Origin of the sequence: Granulicella mallensis MP5ACTX8, assembly GCF_000178955.2 — a bacterium.
Classification (GTDB): Bacteria; Acidobacteriota; Terriglobia; order Terriglobales; family Acidobacteriaceae; genus Granulicella; species Granulicella mallensis.
Genome location: NC_016631.1, coordinates 3004470 through 3021356, shown reverse-complemented (window position 1 = coordinate 3021356; position 16887 = coordinate 3004470). Strand labels below are relative to the sequence as shown.

General features: G+C 54.6%; 12 protein-coding genes. 10 read left to right on the top strand and 2 right to left on the bottom strand.

What is annotated here, in order from left to right; all coding sequences use genetic code 11:
- The first annotated feature begins 57 nt into the window (after positions 1-57).
- From ACIX8_RS12375 to ACIX8_RS12345, 7 genes are all read left to right on the top strand, one after another.
- Positions 58-1239 carry a phosphatidylinositol-specific phospholipase C1-like protein gene (locus tag ACIX8_RS12375; protein WP_014265681.1) on the top strand — a complete coding sequence of 394 codons (1182 nt, stop codon included), beginning with the start codon at positions 58-60 and terminating at the stop codon, positions 1237-1239.
- Between the two features lie 110 nt (positions 1240-1349).
- On the top strand, positions 1350-4943 hold the full coding sequence (locus ACIX8_RS12370; protein WP_014265680.1) for a TonB-dependent receptor: 3594 nt from the start codon (positions 1350-1352) through the stop codon (positions 4941-4943).
- A 100-nt stretch (positions 4944-5043) separates the two neighbouring features.
- Positions 5044-7362, top strand: coding sequence for a GH92 family glycosyl hydrolase (locus ACIX8_RS12365; protein WP_014265679.1), 2319 nt, complete (start codon positions 5044-5046; stop codon positions 7360-7362).
- Positions 7363-7456: 94 nt separating this feature from the next.
- Positions 7457-8578: a Gfo/Idh/MocA family protein gene (locus tag ACIX8_RS12360; RefSeq protein ID WP_014265678.1), complete on the top strand. Its 1122-nt coding sequence runs from the start codon at positions 7457-7459 to the stop codon at positions 8576-8578.
- 180 nt (positions 8579-8758) lie between these two features.
- On the top strand, positions 8759-9475 hold the full coding sequence (locus ACIX8_RS12355) for a hypothetical protein (RefSeq protein ID WP_044176658.1): 717 nt from the start codon (positions 8759-8761) through the stop codon (positions 9473-9475).
- Between the two features lie 130 nt (positions 9476-9605).
- Positions 9606-9992, top strand: coding sequence for a hypothetical protein (locus ACIX8_RS12350; protein ID WP_150110587.1), 387 nt, complete (start codon positions 9606-9608; stop codon positions 9990-9992).
- A 344-nt stretch (positions 9993-10336) separates the two neighbouring features.
- Positions 10337-12844 (top strand): beta-glucosidase, encoded by a 2508-nt coding sequence (locus tag ACIX8_RS12345; RefSeq protein WP_014265675.1) that lies wholly within the window; start codon positions 10337-10339, stop codon positions 12842-12844.
- A gap of 158 nt (positions 12845-13002) precedes the next feature.
- Here ACIX8_RS12345 and ACIX8_RS12340 read toward each other — a convergent pair whose 3' ends face one another.
- The gene (locus ACIX8_RS12340) at positions 13003-13425 is read right to left on the bottom strand and encodes a hypothetical protein (protein WP_044176655.1); all 423 of its coding nucleotides are present in this window, start codon (positions 13423-13425) and stop codon (positions 13003-13005) included.
- Positions 13426-13658: 233 nt separating this feature from the next.
- Here ACIX8_RS12340 and ACIX8_RS26545 point away from each other — a divergent pair, with 233 nt between their 5' ends.
- Positions 13659-13838 (top strand): HNH endonuclease, encoded by a 180-nt coding sequence (locus ACIX8_RS26545; protein ID WP_083836671.1) that lies wholly within the window; start codon positions 13659-13661, stop codon positions 13836-13838.
- 80 nt (positions 13839-13918) lie between these two features.
- Entirely contained in the window at positions 13919-14092 is a 174-nt protein-coding gene (locus ACIX8_RS25955; RefSeq protein ID WP_014265673.1) for a hypothetical protein, read from the top strand.
- A gap of 248 nt (positions 14093-14340) precedes the next feature.
- Here ACIX8_RS25955 and ACIX8_RS12330 read toward each other — a convergent pair whose 3' ends face one another.
- Complete coding sequence (locus ACIX8_RS12330; protein WP_150110586.1) at positions 14341-14754, bottom strand: hypothetical protein; 414 nt, start codon at positions 14752-14754, stop codon at positions 14341-14343.
- A gap of 439 nt (positions 14755-15193) precedes the next feature.
- Between ACIX8_RS12330 and ACIX8_RS12325 the strand changes: the two genes are divergently transcribed.
- Positions 15194-16879 carry a tetratricopeptide repeat protein gene (locus tag ACIX8_RS12325; RefSeq protein ID WP_014265671.1) on the top strand — a complete coding sequence of 562 codons (1686 nt, stop codon included), beginning with the start codon at positions 15194-15196 and terminating at the stop codon, positions 16877-16879.
- The last annotated feature ends 8 nt before the right edge of the window (positions 16880-16887 follow it).

Here is a 16887-nt window from a genome sequence, read left to right as displayed (position 1 = left end):
TCTCAGTGGCTGCAATCAACCCGACGGCTTGCGAGTTCCTTTCAGGACGACAGAAAGATGGATGAGATGACGAAACTTCTGGCAACACTCTCCTTGATCGCAATGGTTCCGCTCTGCGGTGTGGCGCAACAGGCAACAGCTGTCAGGCAGGATCGGACCTTGCGCATTAACCAGATTCAGGTGATCGGCAGCCACAACAGCTACCACACAGGGATCGCGCCGAGTGAGCGGAAGTTCATCGAACAGCAGAACCCCAAGGCCATGCGGGCACTCGATTATGCGCACGCGCCGCTCCCGGATCAGCTCACCGGTGGAGTTCGCCAGTTGGAGATCGACGTCTATGCGGATACCAAGGGCGGTCGTTATGCCCACCCGGCTATCGTCGATAAGGTTGCGGCAGCGGGTCTGCCTGCCGATCCGGACTTCGATCCGAACCACGAGATGGACAAGCCCGGCTTCAAGGTCATGCACGTGCTGGATTTTGATCAGCGCAGCTCCTGCCATACCTTCGTCGCCTGCCTGACGGTGATCAAAGAATGGTCGAAGCAGCATCCCCGGCATGTGCCGATCTTCATCCTGGTCGAGACGAAGCAGGGAAGACCTGGCGCACCGCCAGCGGCCCACGGACCAGAGCCGTTCACCTCTGCGACCTTCGATGCGCTGGACGCCGAGATACGTTCCGTCTTTACGGAAAAAGAGATGGTCACTCCGGACCAGGTTCGGGGCAGCTATGACACTCTGCTCGATGCCGTTCTCGCCAGTGGAAGCGGCACCCTGGGCAAGAAAGCCGGTGGCTGGCCCACGCTGGCGGAAGCCCGCGGCAAGGTCGTCTTTCTGATGGACCAGAGGCCCGTAGAGGCGGTTTACACCGAGGGCCATCCCTCGCTTCGCGGACGCGTGATCTTTACCAATGCCACCCCGGGTGCTCCGGACGCAGCCTTTACGGAAGAGAACAGCGGAACGAAGGCGGAGATCGATGCGCTCGCCAAGCAGGGCTACCTGATTCGCACACGTACGGACGATGGTACGGAAGAGGCTCGTACCAATGACCGTACCCGCACCGAGCTGGCGCTTTCCAGCGGGGCGCAGATGTTGAGCACGGACTATCCCTCTTCCGAGCCTTCGCAATGGACGGGCTTTTTCGTTGGTCTGCCACACGGACTCGTGGCGCGTTGCAATCCTGTGACGGCACCTGCGGGCTGTGTGGACTCGCTACTTGAACCATCGAGCACGAAGTAAGAAAACCTAAATTCGGCCCTGACACCTATCGGCTTTATAGCGATCCATCCGAGTCTTTCCCGGAGCGCTTTGTCCTGAATGATTTTTACTCACTTGCCCAGGAGGCACCTGTGTTCAGAAAGTCTATGCCGCTATCCAGCCCCAACGAACGGTTCCGCAGGCCTTTCGCCGCGAAGTTTCTGATCGAAGGACTGTCACGCGTTACATCCAGCTTTGGTCCTATCTCTCTCATGCTTTTGCTGCTTGCTGGCATGTTTGTTCTTCGCCCGACTGCTCTATGGGCACAGTCCGATAACTCCTCGATCGCCGGCACAATCACCGACCCTTCCGGCGCGGAGATCGGCCAGGCATCTATCACCGTCACCAGTGAACTCAATGGCGCGGTGCATAAGACTGCGAGCAATAAATCGGGGTTTTATACGATCGCCGGACTTTCGCCAGGGAAATATACCGTCATGGTTACAGCGCCGGGTTTTAGCACTGTAACGAAGACGAATAACAACCTCGATCCCTCGCTCCCTGCCACGGTCAATGTCATGCTCCCCGTCGGCAATAATACGGAACAGGTCGAAGTGACTGCGCAAGAGACGACGTTGCAGGCCGACACCGCCACACTGGGAAGAGTGATCACCAGCAGCCAGGCGGATAACCTGCCGCTAAATGGACGCAATCCTATCTACCTTGCACTCACCAAAGCTGGTATTACCAGTATCACCAGTAACGTCTCGACACAGAGCTACAGCACGGGACTTGGCGCTATCAACATCAATGGTGCTCGTGAACGCGACAACCTGCTGACCTATGACGGCGCGGTGGCCGTCCGCATCCGTGCCAGCGGCGACTCGGTCGGCACCCCCGATCTGGACGCCGTGCAGGAGGTTCAGGTTCTTTCCACCAACTACCCGGCAGAGTATGGCCGATCGATTGGCGGACAGATCCGCATCATCACCAAGAGCGGTGGCGACCACTTCCACGGCAGCATCTATGAGTATCTTCAGAACCCAGTTCTGAACGCGAATAGCTGGGTGCGCAACGATAACGCCAACAATTCAAATCCCAATTATCCAGCCGCGCTCAAAACCAACTCTGTAGCGCCGTTCACCTTCAACCAGTTTGGTTTTGTTTTCGACGGACCGCTCTATGTCCCGAAAGTTCTCCCCAAGGGCAAGGTCTTTTTCCTATACTCTGAGGCCTTTGTTCATAACCCATCGCTCTCCACAGAAACCGATGCGGTGCCCAATGCGGCCTTCAGAACAGGCGACTTCAGTTCGCTGATTACCGGCAACCCGAAGACCAATCACTACATCGCAGACCCAAAGCTGGCACCCCTTGTCTGCGACGTTGCGAATGGCGGTCCTGGATGTTTTCCCGGCAATATCATTCCTCAATCTCGCCTCAGCCCGAATGGCGTAGGTCTGCTTACCGCGTTCCCGACGCCGACGCCCGGCTTCCAGATCGGCGCGAACAACCTGCTGGAGACTGCAAGATATCCGATTCATCAGGAGATCGACAGCGGCAACCTCGACATCATCCCGACGGATAAGGATTACATCCGCTTCCGTTTCATCCATTTCTTCTACTACGAGGTCAACCCGTTTGCGACCTCCAACTACGACATCGTTCCTCGTATCTATAACCGTCCGAACCAGACCGGTTCGCTCGACTGGGTCCATACCTTCGGCCCCCACACCACGAACGAGGTACTGTTCACGGCCAGCCACGATGCCGCGCGTCTGAGCATCGATACCTCTACGGGCACTTATAACCGTGCAGCCTACGGTATCAACTATCCCTATCTCTTCCCGCAGGGGAAGGACCTTCCGAATAAGATCCCCACGATTGCGTTCGACACTACTGGCATTACGACGCTGGACGGCAGCACCTATCCTTCGCACTCGCAGGGCGAGATCTTCGACTACGCCGATACGTTTACGCGCATCATCGGCAACCACATCCTGCGTGCTGGTGGACTGTACGAACGCGCGGGCGAGAACGACGATGACCAGATCGCCTTCTCCAACGGCACTACAGGACAGACCAACAATCAGAACGGTAAGTTCGACTTCTCGAGCCTGACGTCAGGCGGTACAGGGTATGACCTCGCCAACGCGGCACTGGGTATCTTCAATACCTACTCCGAAATTGGACCGCGCAACGAGACTCCCAGCCGTGCCAATATGTTCGAGATTTTTGCACAGGACTCCTGGAAGGCCACGCCCAAGCTGCACCTCGAGTACGGCATTCGCTATAGCAGCATCCACCCGTTCTACAGCCTCTGGAATAACGCCGGCACCTTTGATCCGGCCTTCTACAACGCCAACACGGCCGTGCAGGTAAACCCTTCTACCGGTAATCCTATTGCCGGTAGCGGAGATCCTCTGGACGGTACCGTTCTCTTTGGCAATGGCTTTCCTTCCAGCGCAAACGGCCATGTCGCCATCGCGTCGACGGGGCAGTACAACAATCTCTTCCACAACCTGCCTCGCGGCTACATCCATGTGCAGAAGCTGCTGTTGCAGCCTCGCGTCGGTATTGCCTACTCCTTGAACAGCAAGACCGTTCTGCGCACGGGCTTCGGCCGGTATACCAGCCGTCAGGGCACCTCGGACAGCGTCTTCCTGGGCGGCTTTGCCCCCTTGCAGCAGGTCGTTTCCATCTCCGGCGGCAGTGCGGACAACCCTGGTGGAACAGCGGCGGCAACAGGCTCTTACCCAACGCTGGCGGGTGAGATCAACCAGCAGTCGCCCCAGCCCGAAGCCTACATCTGGAACGTTTCGGTGGAGCGCGAACTAGGCTTCGATACTGTCGCCGATATCTCTTACGTCGGTCGTCACGCGCTGCATCAGCAGTTCGAAGCGGACGTCAACCAGGCCCCCGCGGGAAGCGCCTATTTACCCACAGGCACCAACGGCGTCAACGCCTACCGCCCGTATAAGGGATATGCCGCCATCACCGAGGTCTACCAGGGAGATACCGCGTTCTATCAGGGTTTGCAGATCGACGTGAACCATCGCTTCAGCCATGGCCTCGGCTTCGGTGTTGCTTACACCTTTGCCCACTCGCGAGATTGCGGTTCCTTCCAGAAGAACTTTCTCCCCAATGCCGACGACACCAAAGGCCTCTGCGGAACGGCTGATTATGACGTCCGCCAGGTACTCGTCCTCAACTCCGTCTATCGCATTCCCTTCCGCAGCCACAGCCGTATCGCGAATGAAGCCCTGGGCGGCTGGCAGCTCTCGCAGGCCTACCAGTTCCAGACGGGTACACCTCTCGAAGTCTTAACGACACAGGATGTCGCCGGTGTCGGTGCGGGCTTCCAGGGTCAGTTCCTGCAGATCACCCCTGGTGCAAATCTCCGCGGCAACGGTAAGTTCTCCAACGGAACCGACTCCAACTTCTGGTTCAACACCACGAACCCCGACGGCAGCTCGATCTTTACATTGCCGAACAAAGGTACCTTTACCACCCAGCACAATCGCAACATCCTCTATGGTCCTGGGCAGGACAGCTTCAATGCCAGCTTGCAGAAGCGGTTCATGACCTACAAGGATCAGTTCCTGTCCTTCCGGTTCGATGCCTTCAACTTTCCCAACCATCCCAACCTCTCCGCTCCGGATTCCACTTACACGGATGCGGCCTTCGGCAGAGTCACCAGTAAGACGGGGCAGCGTGCGATGCAGGCCAGCCTTCGCTATTCGTTCTAGAGACTTATCCTTTGCTGGATAGTGTCGGGGCCTGTGCAAACAGGCCCCGATAGTCTTATTAAGTCATCAGGTTGCAAATAGCTATTTCAAGGAACGATTCATGATGCAAGGGAAGATGCAATTCATCCTTCGGCGTTCGATACAGCTCTCGCTCGGCGCTCTGCTGCTCGCTGCGCCCATGACAGGGCAGTCTGTCTCAACGCAAAAGACCGTGACCAAGCCAACAGTGGATTACACCCACAACGTCGATCCCTTCATCGGTGTAGATTGGGGCGGTAATACATTTGTTGGTTCCGCCATTCCTTACGGCCTCGTCAAGATCGGCCCTGACATGGAGACCTTCGATGGCCGCCGCTCCGGCTTCGGTTATTCCAGCAATGGCAACATCCTCGGCTTTTCGCATCTGCACCTCAGTGGCGCGCAGGGCAAGTACGGCAACATCCTCGTCGCGCCTGTCACCGGTCCACTCAAGCTGGACGACATCAGAACTCCACGCACGGACGAGGTCAACCAAGTCGGCTACTATGCGGCAAAGCTCACGCGTTACCAGGTGAAGGCTGAGCTGACCAGCAGCCGCCGCGTCGGCTTCCATCGCTATGTATTTCCAGCCTCCAAGCAGTCGCATCTTACGATCAACGTGGCCGCCGCCCTGGGCCTCGGGAATGATTGGCAGGCACAGAAGTTTCTCGGAGCGGAGATTCACCTTACCTCGAACCACGAGGCGCAGGGCGTAGCGCGCTTCATCGGCGGTTGGAATCGCGGCGGAGAGTACAAGGTCTACTACTACATGGTGCTCGACACACCGGCCGAGGCGACGCAGACCTGGACCGGAAGCACGCTCTCCGATGCGAAAGACGCTACCGTCGGAAACAGCACTCCTATCGGCGCTACGTTCGATTACACGACGAAGGCCAACCAGGCGATTCAGGCCAAGGTAGGAATCTCCTTCATCAGCGCCGAGCAGGCGAAGCAGAACGTGCAGCAGGAGGTTCCCGCGTGGAACTTCGCTACCATTCATGCCGCGGCGAAAGCTCTCTGGAATACGGAGCTCGCGAAGTTGAGTCTTACTGGCGAGAACGATTCTCAGCGGCACCAACTCTATTCGGCGATGTACCACGTCATGCTGATGCCTACGGATCGCACTGGCGAGAACCCTGGCTGGAAATCCAACGAACCTTACTACGATGACTTCTATTGCATCTGGGATACGTTCCGTACCTCAAGCCCTCTGCTTACGATGATCTCTCCCGATCGCCAGCGCGATATTATCCGCTCGCTCATCGACATCTATCGCCATACGGGCTACATGCCCGACGCCCGCAGCGGCAATGACAACGGACGCACCCAGGGCGGCTCCAACGCCAACGTCGTTGTTGCCGATGCTTTCGTAAAAGGCCTCAAAGGTATCGACTTCGAGACAGCCTTTGCCGCCATGGTTCACGATGCAGAGGTGCCTCCGGCCGATCCGCAGAAGCAGGGAAGAGGTGGGCTGAAGGACTACAACCAGAAGGGTTATGTCACGCTGGCCAGCGAGCGTGCGGGTTCGCGCACGGCGGAGTACAGCTACGATGACTTCGCTATTGCCGAAGTAGCCTGCGGGCTCGGCAAGACGAAGGAGGCTGCGCTCTACTCCAGCCGCACGCATAACTTCGCGAACCTGTGGGACAAGGACATGACGGTCGAAGGCTTCAGGGGTTTTATGCGGCCACGCAATCCGGATGGCTCCTGGGCCGCACCGTATGTTGTTGTTCGCGGCACGTGGCCGGACTTCTTCTATGAGGGCGATATCTGGACGTACTCCATCTATGCCCCGCAGGATATGCGCCGCCTGATCGAACTGGCCGGTGGCAATGAAGCGTTCGTCCGTCGCCTCGATTGGACGTTCCTGCGCCGTCACTTCGACGTCACGAATGAGCCCGGCTTTATGCTTCCCGTGCTCTACAACTATGCCGGACGTCCCGATAAGACTGCCGACATCGTTCACATGACTCTTGAGAAGGCCTTCACTGATACTCGCGCGGGCATTCCCGGCAATGACGATTCAGGCGCGATGTCTAGCTGGCTGATCTTCTCCACGCTGGGCATCTTTCCGGTTGCCGGTCAGGATGTTTACCTGATCAGCACACCGAGCATTCCTGACGCTTCGCTCTCGCTGGGCAACGGCAAGAAGTTCCGCATCGTCGCGAAAAACCTCGATGGGGATGGGCTCAATCGTTATGTGCAGTCCGCCACCTTGAACGGAGTGGATCTGCCGAACGCGTGGTTCCGTCATGCACAGATCAAGGATGGAGCCACGCTGGTTCTCACCATGGGACCGGCTCCCTCCGCCTGGGGTACGGTCACGCCTCCGCCTTCGATGAGCGATGCCGACTTCCATAGCTGTGTGGACTGGAAGCTGCAGAATCACGCCTCAGAATAACGCTTCAGCTTTTGTGTCGCAGCGGAGAACCTAACCTCCACTGCGACACAACTTCCTTCTCTACACTTCTGCACTGCACGTCTTGGATTACCGTATGCACAAGCTTCTTCGCACCTGTCCCGCCCTTCTTTTTGCGCTGCTGCTGAGCTATGCAACGCTGCAGCCGTGTGCCAGCGCACAAACACCAGTTCCGATGCGTATCGCTCTCGTTGGCCTGGTTCATGGCCATACTGCAGGCCTGCTGAAGTTTCTTCCGACTCATCCCGAGGTCACGTTAGTCGGCATCGCAGAGCCAGACGCCACACTGCGCGAGAAGTACAAAGTGCTCTTCCATCTCCCCGATAACCTCTTCTATACCTCCGAGGCGGAGATGCTCGACCATACTCACCCTGAGGCGATCCTCGTCTACACTTCGCCGCTCGCTCATCGCGCAGCCGTCGAGATGGCGGCACGTCATCATATTGCTTCCATGGTCGAGAAGCCCTTCAGCACCACGCTTGACGACGCTCTGGCCATGCAACGGGCCTCGCAGGAATATCACGTTCCTGTGCTTGTAAACTATGCCACCACCTGGTTTCCCTCGAACATCGAAGCGGCAAATATTCTTGCCAGCGGGAAGATCGGCGACCTGCGCAAGATCGTCGTTCACGACGGCCACCGCGGGCCCAAGGAGACCGGCGTCTCCCCGGAGTTCTTCCGCTGGCTCACTGACCCCGTTGAAAATGGCGCTGGAGCGCTCTTCGACTTCGGCTGCTATGGCGTCGATCTCTCCACGTGGCTGATGCACGGAGAGATGCCACTTACAGTGACGGCCATTACACTGCACATCAAGCCGGAGATCTATCCCAAGGTAGATGACGACAGCACCATCCTGCTTACGTATCCCCACACCCAGGCCATCATTCAAGGCTCGTGGAACTGGCCGTACGATCGCAAAGACATGGAAGTCTACGGTGCAACGGGCTATGTCGATACGCTGAAGCGCGATAAGGTGCGAGTGCGTCTCACTGGTGAGACTGACGAAACGCTCAAGCCCGCAACGCTTCTTTCGGCACCGCAGAATGATCCTTTGAACTATCTTGCGGCCGTGCTGCATGGTCAGATCCAGGATCAGAACGATCTCTCCGGGACGGAGACCAACGTCAAAGTCATGCGGATTCTTGAGGCGGCCCGGGAGTCTGCACGCACCGGACGAACCATTACGATGACTCCGTAAACGGCATCGATCGCAGGTCGAAGCTATCGCTCATCTTCAAACCAGAGGAAACTTTTACCAGGAGATCGCGTCTATCGAAGCAGTGATGTGTTCGGCATGCACCTGCGCAGGGAGGTAACCAGATTGGGAGCTCTTTCTTGCACGACACCGTCTCATTCCTGGCACCGCAGGAAACATACCGTGCTGCTGGCTACCGCACTTGTCCTTTCGAGCTCCGCACTTCTGCGCGCCCAGAGCTCCTTGCCTCCGGCACCGACCGATACGACGCAACAAAATCTGCCTGACCCGGCATCTGCTTCTGCCGGTATGGACTCCGGAGTGAAGCCCGGAGCGGGCCTATCTGGATCTGGCGCTTATTCACGATCGCGACCGGGTGGATCAAACCTTTTTGGCTTGCCGCGATCTTTCACCGAAACGACCTCTTCGGGGATCAAATTCCAGTTTGCTCTGCCGAGATTGTCTTTCGCCGGAGTAGATCATGGGTCGGGAGGCCAGGGGTTTGGCTCTCCTCTCGACTCCGGAGGAATGAAGTCAACAGGGGGCAGCGACTTCTCTTTGTTTCCCTCAGACGGTAGTTCCATGCGCTCGACTGGCGCAGCCTTTGGTGGAACTTCTGGAAACCCGTTCAACACGGCATCCAGAAACAATCAAGCCTCAACGGGCGGTGTAGGGGTGATCGTTCCGCTCAAGACTTCGATGTTCGACGTCCATCTCTCCATGAAAGACATGCTAGGAGGGAGCTTTTCCCAAGGTATGGGCGGCGCTGGCGCTGGATCTTTTGGACTGGCTGGCGATAGCGGAGCTGGGAACTTTGGTGGGGCTGGTGGTCTACGCGCTCCTGGAACAGGCGGAAGAGGATCATCCGGCGCAAAGATGTCACTCCAGCTTAAATTTTAGAGGAATGCCTCTTCCATAGAAGACAATGGAAGCTTTTTCTAAGATCATAGCTTTCTCTTCATGCTGGGCTCCTGTGACACTCTTTGATGATCTTTCTGAGTTCGGGACCTAACAGGTATCCTTATAAGAGATGTCTCAACTAAGTAAAAGAAAACTTGTCTTTGGCACTGCCCTTGCTGCGATGGTTGCTCTGATCGCCGTCGTTTCATTCCTGCCGGAGGGAGACAAACATGCCTTGCACACCACGGGAAGATTTCATCCGTTAGGACACTTGCTGGCTTTCGCGGCAATTGGCTTCGTAGGAGTGATGACACCGAAGACTTCTCGAAATCGGCTTCTATTTTTTCTTGGGCTGGTGCTTTTCGCCCTGGGGATAGAGTCAGGGGAACATCTGATCTTCCAAATGCCGATGGAGTGGTCTGACGTCCTTCTGGATTGGCTGGGCGTATTCAGCGGGCTACTGCTGGCGTTCTTGTCCAGGCCGCACGCAGACTTCTCTAACCGGTTCGGAGAATGATGCTGTGTGGTAGCCGAGATGCGGGAACACACCGTTGTTCTTGATTCACGGGAGAAGACTATGCTTGCGTCTCGCAATGTGAAACCAACAACGCTCGGATATACTCAACAAAATCTCCTGCAATCCTGAGAATCATCTCAAACTTCTGTAGCCCTCAGCTCGTGGGACGTGCTTTTGCGAACCCTGCCTTGAGCCTTCCGTTAGATCGCATGGTGAAACGGATCGGGATGTACCTTGCCTTCCTTCTCAACGCTCCTTGTACATCCTTATAGTGGCGCACTGACGATTGAAGAGGCCGATTTACGTGGATTCCGAAACTCAAGAAGAGTAGGAGAGGGTGTGTCATGCGGGCATCAGGTTGTGCGAAATGCGTAGTAGTTGTGTTATGGGCTGCCATGATGGTCTCCAATGTCGCAGCTCAAATCTCTAAGCAAAACTCGAAGGATATAGAACAGCGCGTCGACACGTTGCTAGCTAAGCTCACCCTGGAAGAAAAGCTTCAGGTTTTAGGGGGAGATCGAAGCTTCTATATTCACGCGTTACCGTCCATCGGGATGCCCGCGATCAAGATGAGCGATGGACCCTATGGCGTGCGCACCTTTGGGGCAGCGACAGCCTATGCGGCTGGAGTCTCTCTGGCAGCAGCCTGGGATCCGCAGATGGCTCAAGCTGCCGGCCGCAGCCTGGCACGAGATGCGAAGGCCAGGGGCGTAGGCATATTGCTGGCGCCAGGAGTGAACATCTATCGATCGCCTTTGAATGGCCGGAACTTCGAGTATTTTGGCGAAGATCCTTATCTGACCTCGCGGATTGCTGTGGGCTTCATCCAGGGGCTTCAAAGCGAAGGTGTGGTTGCGACGGTGAAGCATTTTGCAGCGAACAACTCGGAATACGACAGGCACAATTTAAATGCCATCGTAGACGAGCGTACCCTCCGCGAGATCTACCTGCCAGCATTCGAAGCAAGTGTTCGTGAAGCAAAGGTTGGCGCAGTGATGGATAGCTACAACCTACTGAATGGGGAACGATTGACGCAAAGCGATCGAATGAACAATCAACTTCTGAAAGGGGAGTGGAAGTTCGACGGCATCGTAATGTCCGACTGGGGAGCGACAGCATCCACGTTGCCATCAGCCAAAGGAGGGCTCGATCTGGAGATGCCTGGCGGGCACTACATGAATCCGGATAGCCTCAGGGCCGAGCTGGCGAAGGGCACGCTATCGATGGAAACGATCGACGACAAAGTCCGGCGAATACTTCGGATAGCTGTGCGGTTTGGTTTTCTGGATAAGCAACAGTGGGACCCAGGTCTCTCCGAGTTTGATAGTGGTGGCGACGAAGTGTCCTATCAAGCGGCGCTTGCGAGTATTACGTTACTCAAGAACGATGGCAATGTGCTGCCGCTTTCGCCGGCAAAGCTCAAGACGGTCGCAGTGATCGGTCCTGACGCCGACCCTCCGGCGATAGGGGGTGGCGGCAGCTCCCTGGTGACACCGCAACAGTACACGTCACTCATGCAGGCTTTGAAGCAAAAGTTGGGTAATAAGGTAAATATTCTCTATTCGCGTGGAGTCATACGCCCTACGGATATGTTTTCGCAGATGCACTTCGACGGTATGACGAAGAACATCTATGAAACGGAGACTTGTACCGGAAAACCCATTCGCTCCGCTCCAGCGACGCGTATAGCGGACTATCGGACCTCCGTCTATTCGCTTGCGAATCTCCCCGTAGCCGAGGACCGGCGATGCGAGGAGTGGACCGGAACCTACGAGGCGCCTGTGACCGGCAGTTATACGGTGCTCGCGGCCGCCGTGCTCCGGGATGTTTATGACGTGAAAGTCGGCGAAAAAACGGTCCTTCACCAATCGAAGTCGGAAGACCAAAGTCCCAACTCTGCTGAGATATCTCTACACGCCGGAGATCGGGTAGAGATAAGAGTGCGATATCTGCCGGATGCGGAAGCGGATCGGTTGGGAGTGGCCATTGCGCCTACAAGCCATTTGATCGCACCAGAGGTTGACACCATCGCGCGCAACGCGGATGCAGTGATTGTGGCTGCGGGTTTCGGTCCGGAATCTGAGGGAGAGTCGCATGATCGTACGTTCACGCTACCGTATGGGCAGGCCGAGCTGATTCGTCGCATTGTCCGGGCTAACCCACACACCATTGTGACGGTCGCGAGTGGCGGTGGCTACGAGACCGCAAGCTGGCTAGACCAGGTGCCCGCTCTTTTACAGGATTGGTACTTCGGCCAGGAGGGCGGACGTGCGCTGGCTGACATTCTTCTAGGCCATAGTCCTGAAGGTAAGCTGCCGATGACCTTTGAGCGCCGTCTCGAGGACAACCCTACGACGAAGAATTATTATCCTGACCCATCCTTGAAACCAACGCCCAGTGTTCGCTATAGCGAAGGTTTGTTCGTTGGATATCGCTATTACACGAGCCGCCAGAAATCGACTCTGTTTCCGTTTGGATACGGCCTGTCCTACACATCCTTTCGACTCGATCATCTCAAGGTCAGCGGTAGCGCGGATGCAAAAAACCCTATGGTCTCCGTTGAATTCGACGTCACCAATACTGGTGATCGTGAAGGCACAGAGATTCCTCAGGTCTACGTAGGAGAAAACTCTCCTCCCGTTTCCCGCCCGCTCCGAGAGTTGAAGGGGTTTTCCAAGGTAAGGCTAAAGCCAGGTGAAACGAAACACGTCTCTCTCTCGCTAAGCGACCGGGCATTTGCCTACTTCGATATCAATGCGCACACCTGGAAGACGGATCAAGGGAAATACACCATCGAAGTGGGCACGTCTTCCGAACAGATTGAACTTAGAGCACCCATCACCTTGAACTAAGGAACGCTTCGACTTTGGAGATTTCAATGCACGGAATTAGAAATGCCTGCGCCATACCAAGGGCTCACGCTATATTCTCCGACTATCCATCTCTCAGATTCTCGAACCCTGCTAAAGCAGGTCAGACTGCCCCATAACCGGGTAACGTAGTCCATACCTCAACTCATTGCCCATCTCTTGATAGGTGAGTCCGGGACAAGAGTGCTTGGTCCGAGCATCTCTCCCTTATCCTCTTCAATCTGAACGCGACCGGCAATTATGAATCCTTGCCATTTGGCCGTGGACTCGCCGATTGCGTCGCCGTGTTCAGCGCTAGCAATGGAATAGATGTTTAGTCCCGGCTCCAGCATCGCAGCCGGATTGCTCCGCTGACCATCAAGGAATCGTGGGTCGCTGACTTCTTCGATTCGTATTCCGCTCATCCACGCCCTGATTTCCATGACTCTGACATCTCGAAAGAGGATGTCGACCCTTGTTTCAGGTGCTCCATTTGATTTCCCACTTCGGAGCAGGAGCAGGCCATGACTCATCGAATAGCCAAACAGGCTGAAGAGGCGATCAGACTCATAAACAAAATTCATTTGAACTAATCTTACCGCCGAAACGACTAGCGAATACGACGCCATTTAGCATGCCCAAACAGCTAAACGTCCGTGCAAGAAATCGAGATGTAGTGAAATCACCTCATCCGGTTACTGCGAAACGCACAGCACACCAAGCGATCTGTACCGGTATGGCAATTATTGTGGATCAGCAAGATCCCACGGATATGATGCAGATTGGCGACGTGTAAGGCTCTTGGTGCTACAGAGATATGTTCCTGTGTCAGCATTGCCTGCCTAGACCGATCCCGGCTGAAGAGGTCCATCACGAGATCCCCGTCAATACCGATCCATCCCGCCGTCTCGACCTAACGAATCTCAATTCACTCTGCAAGACATGCCACTCACGCATTACTGCGATGCAGCACCCACTGAGGAAAGTTTGTCTATGATTCCAAACTCCTGTATACCAACAAAGAGACTGATGGCGAACTGAAAACAGATTCCAAAGTCTAAATGAGTGGAGATTGAGATGAAGAAGAATCGAACATTTCTCACCATTGCATTAAGCTTCGGAATGCTTTGTGCCATTTCTGTGCTTTTCAGTAAGGCTCTTATCTGGCTACCACGCTTGGTATTCTTTCCTTCGTTTATTGGATTGATCGTATTTTTGGGGCTGTATTCTAAGGAAACCCGTAAACAGTAGATCGATACCAATCACAATGGACCCTACCAAGTGGTTAGACTTGCGCAACCTGACGAGTGTCTGTCACTCATGCCACATGTTGCTCGAAGCACAGTTGCGACAAACACCCGCCAAAATCAGATAGACCTTATAGAAATACTTGTTAGCCGCATAGCCATACAATCCCAATTGCGACGTATCTTGTCAGAAACCGCAATCTGACAAGAGCTATCTCGGTATCTAGCGCTCCGTCCAGTAAATGTAGTCATTTAGTTGTCGACAGGAGAAGACTGAGAAAGGTCGAGATAAGTGCCATGGTCGCTATTCAGCGTGACATTAGGAGAGTCGCTCCCCGTGATATTCATGACATAGTTCGTACCGCTCTCACCACCAAATACATAATACCGAGCAAAACCCGGTTCCACTGCCCATAGGTTATATTGAACGGCCACGATATAGCCGCGAAAATCCCGATCCCTGTCCCACGATTCTGAGCCGCCCGTATCTATTGAATACCAGGCAGGGCTCTGGCTACCGTCCCACGCACTAATGCTTACTTTGATTGGTGAATCTAATTGGTTGTTTACAGTCATTTCATTTCTCCAAGGATAGTCCTTCACGCCATATAGCGTGATGCTTTTGAGATTGAGTTTGCTTGGCCCACCAGAATGTTGTGTTTTCAAATGATAGTGAAGCGCTCCAGAATTGTAAGTTAATTTTGCTCACCCATCCTCGCGTCCTGTGCTGGTACATCGACTCCACCTCTCATTGACACATCTAAACGCAATCAGCCTCTTTTCAGGCTCCGGTATGTTGGATTGAGAGTGTCATGATGCCCTTAAAGTCCTCGGATATGACCTTAGAACAATCCTGGAGGGGTTACGGTATAGTTCCGATTCACCAAAGTTGTAAAGGCCAGTCCATTGCGGACTGGCCCTTCGTTTTGGGTTTACACGTACGCTTCTCAAGCGGAATAAGTTCAGCGTAAGCTAGTGCCATAACTTAGGATGTAATGACGATTTCGGGGGTTGAACGTTGGCTACTCGTAGAACGCTTCATTGTTTGTTGATTGCTGCAATTAGTCTTGGAACCGTCTGTGTAGCAGTTGCGCAGTCTGGACCTATGTCGATTTCGGGAATTTCGGGCCCACCAGAGATGATGGGAACACCTGAGCCATTCACAGGACCGTCACCCGCTGATACTGCATTTTGGGATGCGCTCAAAGGAGTCGGGAAGAGCTACACAGATGAAGATGTCCAACGGCTCGACAAATTCATCAACGACTATCCCAACTATGGGGCGGCGCGTTATTGGCGGGCAAACATCGTGGCCTGCGAGGTCAAGCCATCCAATCTTGCCAGAGCTAAGTCCGATCTCCAAGTCGGTATTTCAGTGAAAGACGATACCGTCTCGATGTCCGAACGCAAGGAGATGCTTTCTCTTCTCGCTAAGATTGTTGCTTCGGAAGGAGATTCCTCTGGCGCTCTGGATCTTCTTGAGCAGGCTATGAGGTTAGACCTCAGCGTGTCGAACGATATCTTTAACACTCAAGGTGTTGTCCCGGAGAGAACATCAGGTTTCTGTACATGGAATCTGACTGACATCAATGCTCTCATTGCGGCGGCTCCAAAGGACTGGCGGCCACGCGTACTGCTGGGTTCCTATTACGAATTCTTCACAACCTTCAACGAAAGCTATTATTCGCAAGCGGAGGCATCATTCCAAAAGGCATTGATGGTTGACGGTAGAACGCCAGTGGTTCCGTATTTGCAGGGCGAGCTAAAGGTACATTCTGCATTCTGGACAAAGAAAGCGTGGGCTTCTGATGCTGCCCGCAACGAGATTTACAGGGCGTCTATACCACTATTCGCTAAGGCCATTCTGCTCGATCCCAATTTTGAGCAAGCGTATGCAGCAAGGGCAGAGGCGTACCTCGAACTGAAGCAGGACACCTTAGCAGTCAAGGATTTTGATAAAGTACTTTCGTTAAAGCCCGACGATTACACCGCCCTTGCTGATCGAGGGATGGCACAATCGGATTTGGGTAAGTATTACCTGGCTATCACAGACTTCGGTGACGCGATACGAGCGCATCCGAAGGGTGACATTTATGTGCCTACGCTCTATTCGAATCGGGCCGACGCTTATGTCAAAGTGCGAGACTATCGGCGTGCCATCGACGATTACAGCTCAGCCATAGAATTGAAGCTTGAAAATCAGGTCATACTCCTGAGCCTTGCTCAATTTCGGGGGCTATACCCGGAATACGCCTCCGTATCAGACGACGTTCTCGTGCAAAAGCTCAAGCTGAGGTTTGCACCAAGCTGGGAAACCGTAGCATTTAAAAAGCAATTGCAAGGTAACGGAAAATACTCAATCACATTCTTGCTCAGTGATTTATACGAAGCTCGGGGAGACACTTATCTGAAGAGTGGTGACTACAGGCGCGGCATCCTTGATTTTCAGCTAATTTACGGGGGCTTTCCGGAGCGAGTAGATTCCACCGAGAGATGGCGTGCAATAGGAACGTTCGGTCACGGGGATAACTATTATCTCGATGTCAAAAGTTCAGATGTGCTGACTGAGTCTTCACCGCGAATATGGGTGAAGAGGATGGGAGCCAAACAGTCTGAGGTTATGGCACTCGAATTGAATTGCCAATCGCGCAGACTGAGGCAAGATTCGAGCATTTCGTATGACTCGAACAACAATACAATCGGGCAGTCAGAAGGGAGTGGTTGGAGCGATGTGACTCCAGACACCCTGGGCGAGCAACTCTGGGACGGAGTTTGCAAAAGCAAACCATGAACGAAATA

What these genes read in the sequence shown, in the direction of transcription:
- ACIX8_RS12360 (WP_014265678.1), top strand. Translation starts at nt 7,457, where the DNA reads ATGCACAAGCTTCTTCGCACCTGTCCCGCCCTTCTTTTTGCGCTGCTG.
- ACIX8_RS12350 (WP_150110587.1), top strand. Translation starts at nt 9,606, where the DNA reads ATGTCTCAACTAAGTAAAAGAAAACTTGTCTTTGGCACTGCCCTTGCT.
- ACIX8_RS12365 (WP_014265679.1), top strand. Translation starts at nt 5,044, where the DNA reads ATGATGCAAGGGAAGATGCAATTCATCCTTCGGCGTTCGATACAGCTC.
- ACIX8_RS12375 (WP_014265681.1), top strand. Translation starts at nt 58, where the DNA reads ATGGATGAGATGACGAAACTTCTGGCAACACTCTCCTTGATCGCAATG.
- ACIX8_RS12325 (WP_014265671.1), top strand. Translation starts at nt 15,194, where the DNA reads ATGTCGATTTCGGGAATTTCGGGCCCACCAGAGATGATGGGAACACCT.
- ACIX8_RS25955 (WP_014265673.1), top strand. Translation starts at nt 13,919, where the DNA reads ATGAAGAAGAATCGAACATTTCTCACCATTGCATTAAGCTTCGGAATG.
- ACIX8_RS12345 (WP_014265675.1), top strand. Translation starts at nt 10,337, where the DNA reads ATGCGGGCATCAGGTTGTGCGAAATGCGTAGTAGTTGTGTTATGGGCT.
- ACIX8_RS12340 (WP_044176655.1), bottom strand. Translation starts at nt 13,425, where the DNA reads ATGAATTTTGTTTATGAGTCTGATCGCCTCTTCAGCCTGTTTGGCTAT.
- ACIX8_RS26545 (WP_083836671.1), top strand. Translation starts at nt 13,659, where the DNA reads ATGTTCCTGTGTCAGCATTGCCTGCCTAGACCGATCCCGGCTGAAGAG.